Consider the following 17,269-nt stretch of genomic DNA (forward strand, 5'->3'; position numbering starts at 1 on the left):
TTTGCAAATTTAATAATATTTTTAATTCTCCGTTATTAATATTAATTATTAACTTTGCATCTTTAAAAAATCATTTAAACGAATGCCGAATACGATCATTATTGGTTCCGGATCCTATATTCCTAACAGAGTTATTGGTAGAGATTATTTCATGGATTCTGAGTTCTACACTGAAGACGGAGTTAAGATTGAAAAACCTGCAGAAGAAACCATCGCGAAGTTTGTAGAAATCACAGAAATAGAAAACAGAAGATTTATTGAAGACGATCTTTCCAACTCACAGATCGGTTCTGAAGCTGCAAAAGCAGCCCTGGAGGACGCTAAAATAAACGGCGAGGACCTTGACTACATTATTTACGCAAGCAACTTTGGAGAAGTTACTGTAGACGGATATGTGAATTTCATGCCTAATATGGCAGCAAGAGTGAAAAATAAGCTGGGCATTAAAAACAGAAAATGCATCACTTATGATATGATTTTCGGATGTCCGGGATGGGTAGAAGCCATGATCCTTGCCGACAACCTTATCAAGGCAAAAGCTGCAAAAACGATTCTTGTGGTAGGTGCAGAAACATTAAGCCGTGTTACAGATCCGCATGACAGAAACAGAATGATTTTTGCTGACGGTGCCGGTGCGGTAGTTGTACAGGCTACGGATGAGGAAAACGTAGGCATCATTGCTCACAACACCATCTGTGACAACGGTCCGGAACTGTGTTATCTTGAAAACGCTTCTTCTATCAACGCAAACGTAGATCAAAGACGTCTTTATGTAAGAATGCAGGGAAGAAAAATCTATGAGTACGCCCTTAAAAACGTTCCTTCAGCGATCAAGGAAACGATTGAAGATGCGGGACTTTCTATCGAAAACATTGACAAAATCCTTATTCACCAGGCGAATGCAAAAATGGATTACGCCATGATCGAAAGACTTCACAAGCTTTATGATGTGAAAGATTACGACCATGCGATCTCTCCTATGACCATTCAGAACCTTGGTAATACGTCTGTAGCAACTATTCCTACGATGTATGATTTAATAATTAAAGGAAAAATGGAGGGTCAAACGTTTAAAGATAAAGGTAACATTGTGATGACTTCGGTAGGTGCCGGAATGAACATCAATGCTATCGTTTACAGATTTCCTTAAAATATTTAATTAACAAAAAAATATAAAGCACAGGGAAACATATTCTTTGTGCTTTTTTAGATTTATCATGCAGAGAAATTTTTTGATCATTGCCGCTATCTTTTTGGTTCTGGAAGTTTATATCTATCAGGCTATAAGAACATTAACAGATAATTTCTGGATCAGGCTTGGGTATTGGGTGATATCTTTGACCGTTTACGCGATTTTTGCCTATGAAATTACTCATTTCCAAAGAACAGATAAAAGCTCCGTTAGGGTACAGATCACCATTTCGTTATTCCTGATCTTTATACTTCCAAAAATCTTTGTGGTTCTGTTTTTATTAATTGACGATATTTTCAGAACCGGAGGCTATTTAATCGGATTAACACGACCACAGGAAAATTTCTTCCCTGAAAGAAGAAAATTCCTGAGCATCGTTGGACTAGGCCTTGGAGGCGTTCTTTCTGCCCTTTTCATCGATGGAATTACGTTTGGAAAATACAGGCATACTGTAAGAAGAATAAAAGTAAAAATTCCGGGGCTTTCGAAAAATTTTGAGGGTTATAAAGTGATTCAGATTTCTGATGTTCACAGCGGAAGTTTTTCAGATCCATCAAAACTTCAGCATGCCATTGATCTGATCAACAAGCAAAACCCTGATCTCGTGCTTTTTACTGGCGATATGGTGAATAATATTTCTGATGAATTTAAACCTTTCATTCCGTTATTTTCAAAGATAAAAGCCAAAGACGGAAAACTTGCAGTACTTGGAAATCATGATTACGGAGACTACGTAACATGGACTTCTCTTGATGCCAAGAAGAAAAACCTCGACACGCTTATCGACTATGAAAGACAGGCAGGTTTTGATATGCTGAGAAACGAACACAGAGTGATCGAGAGAAACGGAGAAAAATTGTATATTCTTGGGGTTGAAAACTGGGGATTAAAACCATTTCCTCAATTCGGAAAGATTGATGATGCTTTAAAAGGCGTACCGGAATCTGCTCCGAAAATCCTGATGAGCCATGACCCTACCCATTTCGATTACGTAGTCAAAAAACACCCCGGAAACATTCATTTGACACTTTCAGGCCACACACACGGAATGCAGTTCGGTTTAGATCTGAAAAACGTTAAATGGTCTCCCGTTCAGTACCGTTACCCAAAATGGGCCGATTTATACGAAAGCGAAGGAAAAATGCTGTACGTAAACAGAGGATTCGGTGTTCTGGGCTATCCGGGAAGAGTGGGTGTATTGCCTGAGATTACGCTGTTTGAACTTAGCTAGTTTTGAGTGAGAGAGTGAGAGCGTTTGAGAGTCTGAGGGTTTTAGAGTAGATGAGTTTGAAAGAGGGTTGTCAGGTTACTGGTTGCTAGTTGCTAGTTGCTAGTTGCTAGTTGCTAGTTGAAAATAACGTTGCATGTTTATAGTTACATCATTTTTTACATCTGATGTCTGATGTCTGAAATCTAATCTAACATCCACTCCAAAAATTCACCATTCACTTGCGGAGCAAAATTCACTATTCACATCAATACCACTCAAAACACAAATCAAAAGGCCATAGTTTCGACCTTCGGCAAAATCCCTAATCCCTAATCCCTAATCCCTAATATCTGCCACCTATCACCTAAAAAATATAATCCTTCATCCGCGAGGTCGCCATATCATGTTCATTCACCCAGGTAAGAAGAGCGTCGAGCTTATCTTCCATTTTCTTTCCTGAAAAGAGGCTTCTGTAAAACGGAATATCGAATCGGTATTTTTTAAAATCGGTGAACTGCCACGAGTTTAGATAGATTAAAACAAAATCATCATTCTTCAGGGTTTCAAAAACCATACTCTGATAATAGTTCATCGGCAGGATCTGAAACACAAAATCATTATACGGAAGCTGACTGTATGGTGAGATACTTTCAGGTACAATACTAAGCCCATCCTCTTCATTAATTTCGGTATCCCTTTTCAGTCGTTTGAATGGAAAAAGAACATCTGCATTATCGATATTGGAGACGTAATTAAACTCCAGCGATTTCAGATTTTCCTGAGGCAACTTACAATCTTTCTGCCGGATTCCTCTGATCTGTTTTTCGAGAAGATCCTGAATATTTTTTTTGACTTCTTCAATTTCCTGAAGATTTGAATTGAAATTATAAAAAGCAATTTCATGCCCTTTGGATGAAATTGCTTTTATTAAATTCTGCAGTTTTTCCGCGATGGAAATCTCCACAAAAAAACTGGCTTTGATGTCATGAATATCTAAAATGCGAAGAATAGCTTTGGTGTTATCTTCTGTGATCTTCAGTCTTTCTTCATCAGAAATCTGCACGCTGTTTTTGGCTTCAGCCTCTATATTTAAGATGTTAAAAGTCAGTAAAATCATTTAAATTAAATTTTAGATAGTATTTATAAGTAATTAAAAATCAAATGTTAAAATAAAACATATTTAAACATTAACTTTAAGTAATTAATTTTTATTCAATTTCACTTTAAGATTCTTGATCATGTCCTTCGACATTTCAGAAATTCCGAAATCATAGGTCAGTCCCCAGTCTTTTTTCGCTACAGAATCATCGATGGATGCCGGCCATGAATCTGCAATCGCCTGTCTGAAATCCGGTTTGTAATCGATCGTAAATTCCGGTATTTCTTTCTTGATTTCTTCGGCAAGTTCTTTCGGGGTAAATGACATTCCTCCTAAATTATAAGACGAACGAACGGTAAGACTTTCCTTCGGAGCTTCCATTAATTTCAGAGTTGCGTTGATCGCATCATCCATATAAAGCATCGGCATTCCTGTATCTTCAGAAATGAAACTTGTGTATTTTCCTTCCTCGATAGCTTCGTAAAAAATCTCAACAGCGTAATCTGTAGTCCCCCCTCCGGCAGGTGTTTTCCATGAAATAAGTCCCGGGTATCTGATACTTCTTACATCTACTCCATGCTTGTCAAAATAATATTCGCACCACTTTTCTCCTGCCATTTTGGAGATACCATAGACGGTAGTAGGATTTAAAACCACATCCTGTGCTACATCATGTTTCGGAATTCCTTTCCCGAATACAGCGATTGAACTAGGCCAGAAGATCTTTTTAAGAAGCCCTTCCTTTGCCAATTCACAAAAATGAAGAAGAGGCTCAAGATTCAGTTTCCAGGCGAAAATAGGCTGCTTTTCTGAAGTCCCTGATAAAAGCGATGCCAGGTGATACACTGTAGTGATCTCATAGTCTTTAATCACCTGTCTTACCAGCTGTGTATTGGTAACATCCATTCTTTCGTAATGTCCGGCAGCGGTAATTCCCTTTTGCCATCTGTCCAGTCCGGATGCTACTACATTGTCAGCTCCATGGATTTCAACAAGTCTGTTCGTCAGTTCGGTGCCGATCTGTCCCAAAGCACCTGTAATCAATATTCTTTCCGTATAGGATTCCATTTTTACATATTTTTTTAGAGTTGTACAAAAGTAAAAAAATCATATCAACCAAAATAAAAAAGGTATGTAAAAACACACCTTTTTCATCATATCTGAAAAGAAATCGTTAAAAGCTCAGATTTACCCGGGCAAAAAGAAATCTCCCGTTCATCCCGAACTGGGAAGTGTTTCTGGAATAAACGAACTGGTTCTGATTCGTAAGATCCACAGGTGCAGCGCCTGAGACGTAAATCAAATTACCGGAATTGTCCAGAGCCGGAGTTTTCACTGTAGCCGGGCCCAAATTTTGATCAGGATAAATATCAAACAGGTTATTCGCTCCAATGGTTAGTCTAAAGCTATCACTGAATTTATAACCCACCGAAAGATCTGTAATAACCTTTCCACCCCACACAGGATGCTCTGTTGCCACAGCCTGGCCGTTAATAATGGCACCGGAGATAATACCATCTCCGTTGGCATCCATTGGATTGGGATCTGTAACTTTTCCGAAATACACATTTCTTACAAGCACGTTGAATCTACTGATTTCCAAAGCATTGTTCAGAGATGCTTTAAATCTCGGAATTGCTTCTTCAAGATATATTCTGCTGGATTCCGAATAATAACGATTGATCTGTCCGGCCTTGATCAAAGCCTCTGAACCATGAATCTCTCCTACTCTGTTGGTTTTCGACACCGTTACCGCCAAATCTGAATTTAACGAAAGTTTTTCCGAAAATTTACCTCTGTGAGAAATCACGCCTTCCACTCCTTTGGTCTGGGTATCAATAGCATTCGCAAAAAATGTAGCGGCATTGGCATTGGCCTGATCAAAAAGATCCTGTAGATTTTTTTCAGGACTTCCGGCCGCGTAAGTACCCGCCGGTCTTGAAAACTGATCCGTAAGGACTACCCTGTTCTTTATCTTGATATAATATCCGTCAACTGTAAAAGTAAGGTTGGCCTGTGGAATTTTTGCGGTAAAACCCGTAGAATAACTTGTTGATTCTTCCTGTTTTAGCTGTGGAATACCAAGAAGCCTGGCCGCAGCTGAATCATTTGAAAATGTTCCTACTTCAAATGAAGTCCCGCCTACAAATTGAGTGGCCGTGGCATTGAAATAGATCTGCTGCAAGGAAGGAGCCCTGAATCCTGTTGAATGAGCCGCTCTTAAGTTGATCTGATCCGTCAGTTTATACCGTGTTGCTATTTTATAATTGAATGTAGATCCGAAATCTGAATAGTTTTCATACCGCAAAGCTGCGCTCAACAGCCATTTATCGGTAACATCAAGTTCTGTATCTACATAAGCCGCTACAGACTGTCTTCCTTTATTTAAAGCATTTGCAGGTCTGAAACCCGGGAAAACCTGTGATCCGCCCGGCCTTGTACTCCCAAAGAAATCCGTAGGTTTTAAAGAAGTAACAGTTGCTGGCGTCTGGATTCTTCCATTGATGTCATAAAGCGCCCACGAAGCTTCTTCTCCATTGGTTATTTTATATCTTTCAAATCTTGCTTCACCACCAAAAGCGACGTTAAAACCTTTCAGCCAGTCTATTTTCGTATCAAAATCCGCATTGACTGTATTTTGTGAAAAACTTAATCCTCCTGCATCAAATTCTCTTTTACCTGGATATATCATGGATGCATTAGCTGTATTTTTGATGGTATAGTCGAAGGTATTCTGACCGAATGTATTGCTGATATCATAATTTATTTTCCCCAGTTTTCCTTTGAATCCGCCGGCGAAAGAAAGATCAATCACATCAGACGCTATTTCCGGTAAAAAACCGTTTGGATACAATGATGTAGAAGTTCTGGCCACATTCGGTCTTCTGTAAAATCCTGCTGCATTACCGTCCCTGTAGGAAATGCCTCCAAAAACATAGCCTTTCACAGAAGATGAAAGATCAAATTCAGAGTTCATAAAAAGCTGGCCGGATGTTAATTTAGACTGTCCTACTCTCATATTAAAGTCGTCCCTCGTCAGTTTTCTGTAAGCTAATTCGTTTTCAGTCACATCACCTTTTAATAAATTCTGTAGCTGGGTAATCGTATTGGCCGCCTGAATATCCGCTTGCTGCTGTGCTGTAAAATATCCCACTTTAGGTGCAAACTGATGAATCAGGTTGATGATCTGCTGCTGATTCGGGGTGCTGGCAATGTTTCCAAACAGTGAAGAAATATTCACTCCATTTTCCAAAGCTCTCTGTTCAATGGCATTATACGCATTAAAAATATCTCCTGTTGCGGATTTTGCCCGTCGGGTGTCGTCTCTGCTCAATAAACTTCCGGTGAAATTAATGAAGCCGTTTGTTCCTATTTTAGTTCCATAATTTAAGTCAATCTGGTATTTTCCTCCGTCCCATCCTCCACGATGATCATTAGCTCCTTTTGAATTGAATGCCCCCGCCGTAATGGCAGCCGTAAAAGCATTGGTGTTTTTTTTCATAATGACATTGATGACTCCTGCGATGGCATCGGAACCATACTGCGCGGAAGCTCCGTCTCTGAGTACTTCCAGCCTCTCAATAGCAAATGCAGGAATGGCATTGAGGTCTGTCCCCACAGAACCTCGTCCCGGTGAACCATTGATGTTCACCAAAGAAGAAGTATGTCTTCTCTTTCCATTCAGAAGTACGAGAACCTGATCCGGACCAAGCCCTCTCAGTTGAGCAGGATCCACATGGTCTGTTCCGTCGGCTACCGTTGTAGAGTTTGACGTAAAAGAAGGTGCCGCATAATTTAAAATCTGATTCAGATCGGTCTGCGGGCTTAAAACCGACTGAGATCCAATATTGATAACATCTACAGGAACGGGAGTATCAGTAGCTACTCTGGCTTTATTTCTTGAGCCAACAGTGATCTTTACTTCATCTACCTGGTTTGTTTTTACAGAATCCTTGATTTGGGCATCGATATTTGCGGAAATAAAAACCAATGCTCCCAACAAAGCGATTTTCTGGTAATTTTTTTTCATATGTGTTTTTTTTCAAAAGTAGTAATTCGGATGATATAAAAAATACAATAAATCGAATTAAAACAGAACCTTTTTGAAAAACAACCAAACAATAGTTGCTTTTACTGAATATTTATAAATACTATTTATTTTTTTAATATCAAATGCATAATTAATAACAACTCAATCTTTCAATGGCTTTTATAGAGATAAACACCTGTACTTTCATTAAAAAAATATCTACTTTTGTTTTAAACAAAATCTTATGAAGAAGCTTTTTATTGCAGCAGTACTGTTTGCCGGAAATGCATACTGGGCACAGTTTACTGATTTCAACATTGTCAAGGAAGTAAAAATAAAAAATAAAGGTGCAGTGGTATCTGCCCATCCTCTTGCGAGTGAAGCAGGTGCACAAATGATGAAGATGGGCGGAAATGCCTATGATGCTGTTGTTGCTACACAGTATGCGCTGGCCGTGGTTTATCCTCAGGCTGGAAATATCGGCGGCGGCGGTTTTTTAGTAGGGGTTAAAAATAACGGCGAAAAATTCACGCTGGATTATAGAGAAACAGCTCCCAAGAAAGCTTCAAGGGATATGTATGTTGATAAAAACGGAAAAGCCAATACAGATCTTTCCCAATACGGAAGACTTGCTGTAGGGGTACCGGGAAGTATAGCCGGATTTTATGCTACTTTGAAATACTGTAAACTTCCGATGGATAAAATCATCCAACCTGCTATTGATTTAGCGGAAAAAGGATTTGCCATCACAGAAATGGAAGCTGAAATGCTGAATACCCACAGAGAAAAATTCCTTAAACATAACACATCAGCTATCGCTTTTGTAAAAGATACTCCGTGGAAAGCAGGTGATATTCTGGTACAGAAAGAATTGGCTGCCACGCTTCAATTAATCCAAAAACAGGGCGCAAAAGGATTTTACGAAGGAAAAACAGCTGACCTTATGGTTTCCGAAATGAAAAAAGGAAACGGGATCATGACTTTGGAAGATCTTAAAAATTATAAAGCTGTAGAAAGAAAGCCTTTGGAATTTGACTATAAAGGAAGCCGAGTGGTTACTATGCCTCTGCCTTCGAGCGGCGGTGTATTACTTGCCCAAATGCTGACCATGGCAGGATATGAAAATCTGGAAAAGTATCAGCAGAATTCAACGGAGGCTGTACAGATCATGACTGAAGCTGAAAGAAGAGCTTTTGCAGACCGGGCGGAATACATGGGTGATCCTGATTTCATCGAGGATAAAACCACTTACCTGACTTCTGATGCTTACCTAAAAAGCAGATGGAAAAGTTTCAGTTTCAGCAAAGCCACACCGAGCGCTGAAGTGGGAAAAATCATCAGCCAACCGAATGAATCTACACAAACCACTCATATTTCCGTGATCGATAAAGACGGAAACACAGCTTCTGTGACCACTACGCTTAACGGATATTATGGAAGCAAAGTCGTGGTTTCGGGTGCAGGATTCTTTTTAAATAATGAAATGGATGACTTCTCCATCAAACCGGGAGTTCCGAATATGTTTGGAGCTGTGGGTGGAGAAGCTAATTCTATTCAGCCTAACAAAAGAATGCTTTCTTCCATGACTCCTACGATCCTGCTTAAAAATGGAAAGCCATATATGGTGGTGGGAACTCCCGGAGGAACTACCATTCCCACATCTGTCTATCAATCTATTGTGAATGTGGTTGATTTTAAACTGAATGCCAATATCTCTGTGAATGCTCCGAAATTCCATCATCAGTGGCTTCCGGAGAAAATCACGGTAGAAAATAATTTTCCGGAAAGTACGATCTCAGCCTTAAAAAGCAAAAATTATGTGATCGAAAAAATAAAATACATCGGAAAAACAGAACTGATTCTAATGGATGACAATGGAAACATTCATGCTGTGGCAGATGGCCGCGGGGATGATTCTGTTGCGGTAGAATAATTTTGTTATCATTACAATATATGCTTCGACTCCACTCATCATGACTTACTTATCTACATTGTCATACTGAGCGGAGTCGAAGCATTTTTCATTTCTGTAACGCCAAATTCAATCATAAGACTTAAACCGAATCAATTTCAAAACTTGGGAATGGATGAGCTTTTTTAACGCAAAGTTTGATTCTGAGGCCGCATAACTTTAAGAATATAAAGAGTGAATCAATTGCATTGATTCGATTAAGCAAACACTATATCCCGAAAGAATCTTTGAAAAAATTTCATCTCTTTGCCAAGTTTTGCAAATGATCCCTTAAACCGAAACTGAAAACTTCCAGAACCCCCATCTCCCATCTTCATTTTCTCCATCTCCTTCCCAATTCATCAATTTAACTGACTTTCGTCATGTTTTAAGATAAAAATTCTTAATTTTCCGGCTTCAAAATCTAAAAAAGAATCCTTTGAAAGCGAAACAATTCTATCATCAGCTTTATTTTCAAGTCATTATTGCCATAATAGCCGGTATACTTTTAGGAAGATTTTATCCTGAATTGGGTGAAAAAATGAAACCTCTCGGCGACGGATTCATCAAATTGGTGAAAATGATTATCGCTCCGGTGATCTTCATTACCCTGACTTTAGGAATCGCTCATATGACCGATCTCAAAAAAGTAGGCCGTATTGCTGTAAAAGCAATGATCTATTTTTTTACATTTTCAACTTTAGCATTAATCATAGGACTGATTGTCGGGAATATTCTGCAACCGGGACATGGTTTAAATATTGACCCCGCTACTCTATCCGGCGATGTTTCACAATATCAGCAGAAAGCTCATGACTCTACACTGACAGGTTTTATCATGAATATTATTCCTGAAACACTTTTCAGTCCATTGGTTGGCGAAAATATACTTCAGGTCCTTCTGGTGGCTATCTTAATGGGTGTTGCTCTTGTTTTAACCAAAGAAAAAAGTCAAAAAGTAACCGATTTTTTACAGGATCTGTCTACTCCGATTTTCAAAATTGTCCATATGCTCATGAAACTGGCTCCGATCGGGGCTTTTGGGGCAATGGCATTCACCATCGGAAAATATGGTCTCCATTCGGTACTGAATCTGATCTTTTTAGTGGGGACTTTCTATATCACCTCTATCCTTTTTGTGGTACTGGTTTTGGGAGCGGTTGCCTGGTACAACGGATTCAGTATTTTTAAACTGATGTTTTATCTGAAAGAGGAACTTCTGTTGGTTTTAGGAACCAGTTCATCCGAATCCGCACTTCCCGGAATTATGGAAAAACTGGAAAAAGCTGGTTGTTCGAGAGCTATTGTTGGACTGGTAGTTCCTACCGGATATTCTTTCAATCTGGATGGAACCAATATTTATATGACACTGGCATCTCTTTTTATCGCTCAAGCTCTGAATATTGATCTTCCTTTAGAGAAACAGTTAATGTTGCTTTTGGTAGCAATGCTAAGTTCAAAAGGGGCCGCAGGTGTTACAGGAGCAGGATTTGTGACGCTGGCTGCAACATTGGCTGTCGTTCCTGAGATTCCGATTGCCGGAATGACTTTAATTCTGGGAATTGATAAGTTTATGAGCGAATGTAGGGCTTTGACGAATGTTATTGGAAATTCTGTAGCTACGGTAGTTGTGGCAAACTGGGAAAAGCAGTTGGATAAAGAGCAGCTACAGTATTGTCTGAATCATCCGGCTGAGATTGAGAAGAAGCTGGAAGTTTAGGTATTTGTAGTTGACACTCAGCAAAACTTTTTGTGAAAAAAAATTTAGGTTTTCAGATTGGAAAATAAAAGAGAATTTAAGTTAATTATTCTTTTTAACCACAGATGAAGCAGATTTTCACAGATGATGATGTTAAACCTTTTGTGGAGTTTGTGTTTTATTATTTTTAGATTTTGGCTAAAGCCAAAGGGATAGCGGTTTGTTTCGTGAAGGTGGGCTGAAGCCCACCCCTATTGAATTTTTTGGTTATTTTTTATTCCGGGCCGCCCTTTACCTTTACCTTTACCTTTACCTTTACCTTTACCTTTACCTTTACCTTACACTAAAATATTCAGACTTGCAGGCAAGACCTTCACATGAACCGGTGATTCTATTTTGTTAAACTCTCCGTCGAGATGCCAGTTTTTGGTGGTTACTTTAAATGAAATTTCTGAAACGGGAAGGTAGGTTACATATTCATCATCCTTCAGTCTCTTGGTGAACATCCTGAACGCAAAAAGCGCTGAATAGGTCAGTGGGAATTTTTTCACCAGTACCATATCAACCAATCCGTCACTTTTACTTGCATTGGGAGCAATGTAAGCGTTGTTTCCGAACTGTCGGGTATTGGCAATATTCAGCATCAGGTATCTTCCGTTGTACTGCTGGTAAGCTTCGTCGGTAAACTGAACCTTGATGGGTTTATAATTAAAGAATGTCTTCAGAGAGACTTTGATGTAATTTTTGAATCCGCGGGTGGTTTTTTCAAATTCTTTTACCACTTTCCCGTCAAATCCGGTACCTGAAACGTTGATCGACAGTCTGTCATTCACCGTAAAAGTATCAATTTTCCTGAATGCTTTGGCTTTAATTTTTTCCAGAAGTTCATCCAGATTTTTATTGAATTTAGTTTCATTGGAAAAGCCATTCCCTGATCCTGCCGGAAATATAGCCAGAATTTTTTCTGTATTAATAAGATTTCTTGCCACAGTGGAGATGGTTCCGTCACCTCCTATGGCCACAAAAATATCAACATTGTCAAAATTCGCCTTAATAAAATCATCTGTCCCCGGGATAGATTCAGAGATATAATACAAAGGATTGTCAACCTTTTTTTTGAGTTCGTCAAGAAACGGCTGATAATTTTTTTTGGCCGAAAAGGGATTAATGATAAAAGCTGCTTTTTCCATTACCGCAAAAATAGAAAATGCTTCCTGATCCGGAAGCATTAATTTACTTTATTTTCATTCTTTCTTTAAATTCTGCATTCAGCGTTCCTTTCAGTTCATCCCAGGAAACAGGAATAACAATATCTCCGGCTGCAAAAGCGGCGATTTCGTACGGACTGTAATGGAAATACAAATTCTTCTGGTCAAAATAGAAATTATTTGTAGCCGGAATAACTTCTACCAATAGCATATCTGAGTTTTTCACCTCTCCTTCAGCATCTGTTGTTCCGCTTTTTACCTTATTAAGATTTTTCATCAACAGCGCTTCCAGTTTGGCTTTTGGCATTGAAGTCACATCTTTAAGTTCCAGTTTTCTATTGTTTTTAAGATCAAAAACTCTTTCTGAAAATCCGAAATTATCATGGGCACCACCTTCATATGAGCTCCATACATATCCGATGTGCATATAATCATTCACATTAGAGATCAAATCCATATAGGAATTTGTATACCAGCTTTGGGCATAGGAAATATCTGAAAGCCAGTCTGTGCTTTCACTTTTCGTAGATTTGAAGTACTCATTTTTCTGATTATCCAGATAAGCTTGTAATCCCTTTTGAGAAAAATCTTTAATTCCCTGCTCATGAAAATAAATACTGTCTAAGAGCTTTTTTTCTTTCAACGTTGGAAAAACAAGTAATTTTGAAGTGAATTTCACGCTCAATGAGTCTGCAATCTTTGAAGAATCACTCACTTTTACAGAGTCAACGACCAGTTTTTCAGGCTGTGTTGTAGTGGTCTTATCAGAAGGTGTAGTTGTATTTTCTGCCTTTTTACATGCTGAAAAAGCAAGAAAAGAAGAAACTGCCAGAACGGCAATCGTATTTTTCATAATTTATTTTTTTAGTATTAATACAAAAACCATTCAAAAAATGAATGGTTTTGTAAAATTATTTTTTATTTAATCTAAAGATCTAAATCAAATTGTTCTTTACGATTTTTTAATCAGGCTGATTACCTGGTTTTCACTTTTTGAAGCGGTTCCCCAAATCTGCTTAAATGCAGGATAATATTCTTTAGGATAGTTCGGACTTACCACCTTTGTCGTAGAAATAATTTCCAGTTTGTTTCCTTTCTGCTCAGCCACATAGCTGTACTCTATTTCTTTGTCGTTCGTAACAATTTTCTTGTTTTTAGGCATTGTCTCAATCATATAACCTTCCGGTATCTCCAAAATTACTTTTTTCACTTTAGTGTAAGAAGATATAAAGTCTATGGGGTATTTTCTTTCTTCCGTCTGATCAAATTCATTAGAATTTTTTATAAGGAAAAGCATCGGATTGATAATCATTTTTTTTCCTACCTTATCAATCATATTGTCTGTAGAAAACTTCATGGTACTTTCAAAATCTCCGTTTTGCAAAATTTTCGAGTCAATTCCTGTAAAATCTATTGAGAAATTGTCTTTATACTGTTTTTTATATTTTTCAGTATTTTCATCGTAACTTTCTTTGGCAAACATTGCATAAGTACCGGTATCTTTATCAGAATAGGTTCCCGAAATACTTCCGTCTTCATTGACCTTTGCTTCGGCAGTAAGGTAGTTAAAACTAGATGACAGGTTGGGCATCTGAATGTGTAATATTTTATCTTTTGCGATCAAAATACCGTATTCATTCCAGTCTCTTGGCGGAAGATTGTTGGCAGAGGACTGTTTTGAGGTAGCATCATACAACTGATAACTGTCTTTTATTCTGACGGCAGCAATGACAAAGTTGGCACTGTTCACACTTGGAGAAGCTAAATTGATAAGACCATGGTCTACCGTGGAAATAATGAGCGGATCTGCCTTCAGTCCAGCTTCTCTAAGCATAGTGACTAAAAAAAGATTAATTTCAGCAGCATTTCCAGTTTTCGTCTCCAGCATTTTTTTTATTCCCTCATCTGTCGTAATCCCTTTGTCCTTATTCCAGATAAAAGTATTTTTCACGTATTCAAAAATAGCATCAGCCTTTTCTTTTTCAGATTTCATCGCTGAAACCGTAGCAGGAATTTGTTCTTTAGCCAATTTTGTTCTTTTCAGTTCATCTCCGAAATCATTACTGAGATACAGATTATCCTTAATTTCTTCCCATGATGATGAATACATTTGCAACTTCGAGAACATGGTGGAATGAAGTTCAGCACTTATTTTGGTCCGGTAGTTTTTATCGTTTTTAATAAATTTTTCCGTTTTGAAGCCCTTCAGATTTTCATATCCGAATCTGTATGTTTTATAATCCAATCCATACATTCCTTTTTCTTCTACTTCTCTGTATCTTGGAACTAATGATCCCGTATAATTTACATTGTACGATATATTCACCGGCGTATCCAGAATATATTCTGTATAAAGGGATGGTACATCGGTTTCTATAAGCACCTGCGGAACAGAATATAAATAGGGAGATAAAATCTCATACTGATACTCAATAACTGACCCGTTCTTTACGTTGGGGAAAGCAAATTTATTGATGGTAACATATTTACTTTCCTTACTTTTATATTTTGAACTCTTATCTACTTTTGTGGCTACGGAAGCACCATTCTCAAGATTGTAAGTAGCTGCTTTTATCTTTTCCAGTGTTTCTCTTTCCGAGCTCAGATAAAGTGGAATTTCAAGATTTAGCCATTCTTCCGCCTTATCCTTATCATAGATTTTAACTCTACTGAAAACACTTTTACGCAAATTTCCCGTAGCCGGATCTATATTAAAATGTACTGATCTGTACAAAATCTCAGCAGGTGCATTCTCATCCAGCAAAGATTTTGGTTTGCTAAGATCGGCATCGCTAAATTTAGGCGGATCCAGAAATTCATGTTTCTGACCGTTTACAGAGATCAAAATCCCAGAACAGAAAGCTATTAATAATACTTTTCTCATGCTTATGTTTTAAATTTTTGTTATTAATATTTTAGCATTATCTCCATTTAATGCTTTTTTACGAAAGCTCACATAGTCGTTGTATTTCTCTTTTGGAAAAATCCCTTTATTAATCTTAATGAAACGGTTAACTTTCAATGATTCACCGTTTTTTACAAGCGTCAGTTTGTAGGTTCCAAATTCGGAATTAACGGTAACATTTTGTGGAACTTCGTCTATTTTATAATTCTTGGGAAGTACAAAATCTATTTCATATTCATCCTCAAAAGACTGTCCTATTTCAAAAGGTAGTTCTCTGTTTTCATCAGCTTTGTAATGATCATTGGAGAAAATAGGCACTGCCCTGAAAATCATACTCTCCCCTGTTGTTTTAGAATAATTATTGGCTTTAAAATCCAAATTGAATTTCACAACCGCATTGTCTTTATCATTCACAAAGTCTTTCATTTCCACTTTCTCAAAATTCAGAACATCAAATCTGCTTTTCATGGATTCGATCTTTTCTTTTGGCGAGAGATAGGCATAAAAAAGATTAGTGTCATACTGGCTTCCGGTATAGGAAAACTGCCCATCTCCTTTTATGGTACTGTCTTCATTAAGGGTAATTTTCAGATTCTGCTTCTCTCTGTTCTGTTCTGCCGTATATGTTGGTGTGTTGATAAGCTCGATTCCTTTTTTGGTGACGGCAAGAACATTCCGGTCTGTCGTACTGTATCCCAAATGGTTAAAAGCGATCTGCTGAGAGGTATTTTCCAGCCAGATAGTTCCTTTTTCGGTAGGAACCATCAGGATCGCATGATTTCCACCCATGGCAGGAAAATCAGGATCAAACGACACCTCCGATGAACCGGAGTTAATAACGCAATAATTGGAAGGAATACCTGCTTCATTCAACAGGGTTTTCATATAATTGGTAAGCCCTTTACAGTCTCCGTATCCTTTTTTCTGTACTTCATCCGGAAGCATGGGAAGCCATCCTCCGATACCAAGTCCTACGAATATATATCTGGTTTTTGTCTGCATATACTGGTAGAGTTTTTTCACCTTTTCTTCAGTGGAACCTTCTAATTTCAAAGCAGCCACCTCAGCTTTAATAGCAGGAGTAGGTGCAGAAACAGGCTCTACAAGGTTGGTATAATACCAGATTCCAAAATCTGTCCAGTTGTTCAGCGTTCCCTGCTTTCCCTCCAGATTGAATTTAGCCAAAGCAAAACTCACTTTCGGTAAAATTTTTACAGGCTGCGGAAGCATTTTAGCATCATCGATGGCAGGAATATTTTTATAAGCATATGTTTTTTCGGTTCCGTTATCGTTGGCTACAACAGATCCATAGTTATATTTTGAAGGATATGTTTTGGTTCTGAGCTCAATCCCTGATTTATTGATTATTTTAAACTGCGCTTCTTCAAGCGATATATGTGGTGAGGAAAACGGCACAAAATCAGGAATAAAAATGGTATTATCATTGGTGATCTGATAAGAAAAATCAATGGTATAAGGATAATAGGCTGAAGTATAGGACAACCCTAAAATCCTGTTGTCAGAATAAAATACGCCCTGGCTATTGTTGGCAAAGTCTCCAAAATCAGATTTCGAAAAACTTTTCACCTTTTTTCCTGCTTTATCATAAATAGTCACCTTCACGTCCGAAATATTATCACCCTTTTTATAAGGGATATAAATCAAAGCTTTAGAGTCACCATCTTTATTTAAGACCGTAGTTACCGTATTGAACTGGTATTTGATTTCATCAATTTTATTAATCTGAGCCGTTGTAAAATCTTTTCTGATCACTACATCAGCATTTTTCTTTAAATTTTCGGGAATGGCAGATGCCTGATAGGTTTGGGCAAAATATACAGAAGCTGTAGATAGTGCACCTAGAATTAATATTTTCATCATAGTTATTAAAATCAGGCAAAAATAATAAAATCTTAATAAATGTTAATTTTTTATTTTTAACACAAATATTAATACCACAGAAAAGTCTTCACTT

General features: G+C 37.9%; 11 protein-coding genes. 4 read left to right on the plus strand and 7 right to left on the minus strand.

The window, feature by feature from the left end:
* The first annotated feature begins 82 nt into the window (after positions 1–82).
* Together IW22_RS10375 and IW22_RS10380 are read left to right on the plus strand one after the other, a co-directional pair.
* Positions 83–1,150, plus strand: a complete 1,068-nt coding sequence (locus IW22_RS10375) for a 3-oxoacyl-ACP synthase III family protein (RefSeq protein WP_034726329.1) — start codon at positions 83–85, stop codon at positions 1,148–1,150.
* Positions 1,151–1,217: 67 nt separating this feature from the next.
* The gene (locus tag IW22_RS10380; RefSeq protein WP_034726331.1) at positions 1,218–2,423 is read left to right on the plus strand and encodes a metallophosphoesterase; all 1,206 of its coding nucleotides are present in this window, start codon (positions 1,218–1,220) and stop codon (positions 2,421–2,423) included.
* A gap of 343 nt (positions 2,424–2,766) precedes the next feature.
* On the opposite strand, the gene IW22_RS10385 is transcribed toward IW22_RS10380, so the two are convergent.
* From IW22_RS10385 to IW22_RS10395, 3 genes are all read right to left on the minus strand, one after another.
* Positions 2,767–3,519: a polysaccharide deacetylase family protein gene (locus IW22_RS10385; RefSeq protein WP_034726332.1), complete on the minus strand. Its 753-nt coding sequence runs from the start codon at positions 3,517–3,519 to the stop codon at positions 2,767–2,769.
* A gap of 84 nt (positions 3,520–3,603) precedes the next feature.
* A complete protein-coding gene (locus IW22_RS10390) occupies positions 3,604–4,569 on the minus strand; it encodes an NAD-dependent epimerase/dehydratase family protein (protein ID WP_034726333.1) in 966 nt (321 codons plus the stop codon).
* A gap of 106 nt (positions 4,570–4,675) precedes the next feature.
* On the minus strand, positions 4,676–7,531 hold the full coding sequence (locus IW22_RS10395; protein ID WP_034726335.1) for a TonB-dependent receptor plug domain-containing protein: 2,856 nt from the start codon (positions 7,529–7,531) through the stop codon (positions 4,676–4,678).
* 244 nt (positions 7,532–7,775) lie between these two features.
* Here IW22_RS10395 and ggt point away from each other — a divergent pair, with 244 nt between their 5' ends.
* The gene (ggt, locus tag IW22_RS10400) at positions 7,776–9,464 is read left to right on the plus strand and encodes a gamma-glutamyltransferase (protein ID WP_034726336.1); all 1,689 of its coding nucleotides are present in this window, start codon (positions 7,776–7,778) and stop codon (positions 9,462–9,464) included.
* A gap of 457 nt (positions 9,465–9,921) precedes the next feature.
* Positions 9,922–11,202, plus strand: coding sequence for a dicarboxylate/amino acid:cation symporter (locus IW22_RS10405; RefSeq protein ID WP_051891186.1), 1,281 nt, complete (start codon positions 9,922–9,924; stop codon positions 11,200–11,202).
* 317 nt (positions 11,203–11,519) lie between these two features.
* On the opposite strand, the gene IW22_RS10410 is transcribed toward IW22_RS10405, so the two are convergent.
* From IW22_RS10410 to IW22_RS10425, 4 genes are all read right to left on the minus strand, one after another.
* Positions 11,520–12,410 carry a diacylglycerol/lipid kinase family protein gene (locus IW22_RS10410; protein WP_228384028.1) on the minus strand — a complete coding sequence of 297 codons (891 nt, stop codon included), beginning with the start codon at positions 12,408–12,410 and terminating at the stop codon, positions 11,520–11,522.
* 4 nt (positions 12,411–12,414) lie between these two features.
* Positions 12,415–13,242 (minus strand): RsiV family protein, encoded by an 828-nt coding sequence (locus IW22_RS10415; protein ID WP_034726339.1) that lies wholly within the window; start codon positions 13,240–13,242, stop codon positions 12,415–12,417.
* Between the two features lie 99 nt (positions 13,243–13,341).
* A complete protein-coding gene (locus tag IW22_RS10420; RefSeq protein WP_034726340.1) occupies positions 13,342–15,273 on the minus strand; it encodes a transglutaminase domain-containing protein in 1,932 nt (643 codons plus the stop codon).
* Positions 15,274–15,282: 9 nt separating this feature from the next.
* Positions 15,283–17,175, minus strand: coding sequence for a DUF3857 domain-containing protein (locus IW22_RS10425; RefSeq protein ID WP_034726341.1), 1,893 nt, complete (start codon positions 17,173–17,175; stop codon positions 15,283–15,285).
* Positions 17,176–17,269: the final 94 nt, after the last annotated feature.

Origin of the sequence: Chryseobacterium sp. JM1, assembly GCF_000737715.1 — a bacterium.
Lineage (GTDB): Bacteria > Bacteroidota > Bacteroidia > Flavobacteriales > Weeksellaceae > Chryseobacterium.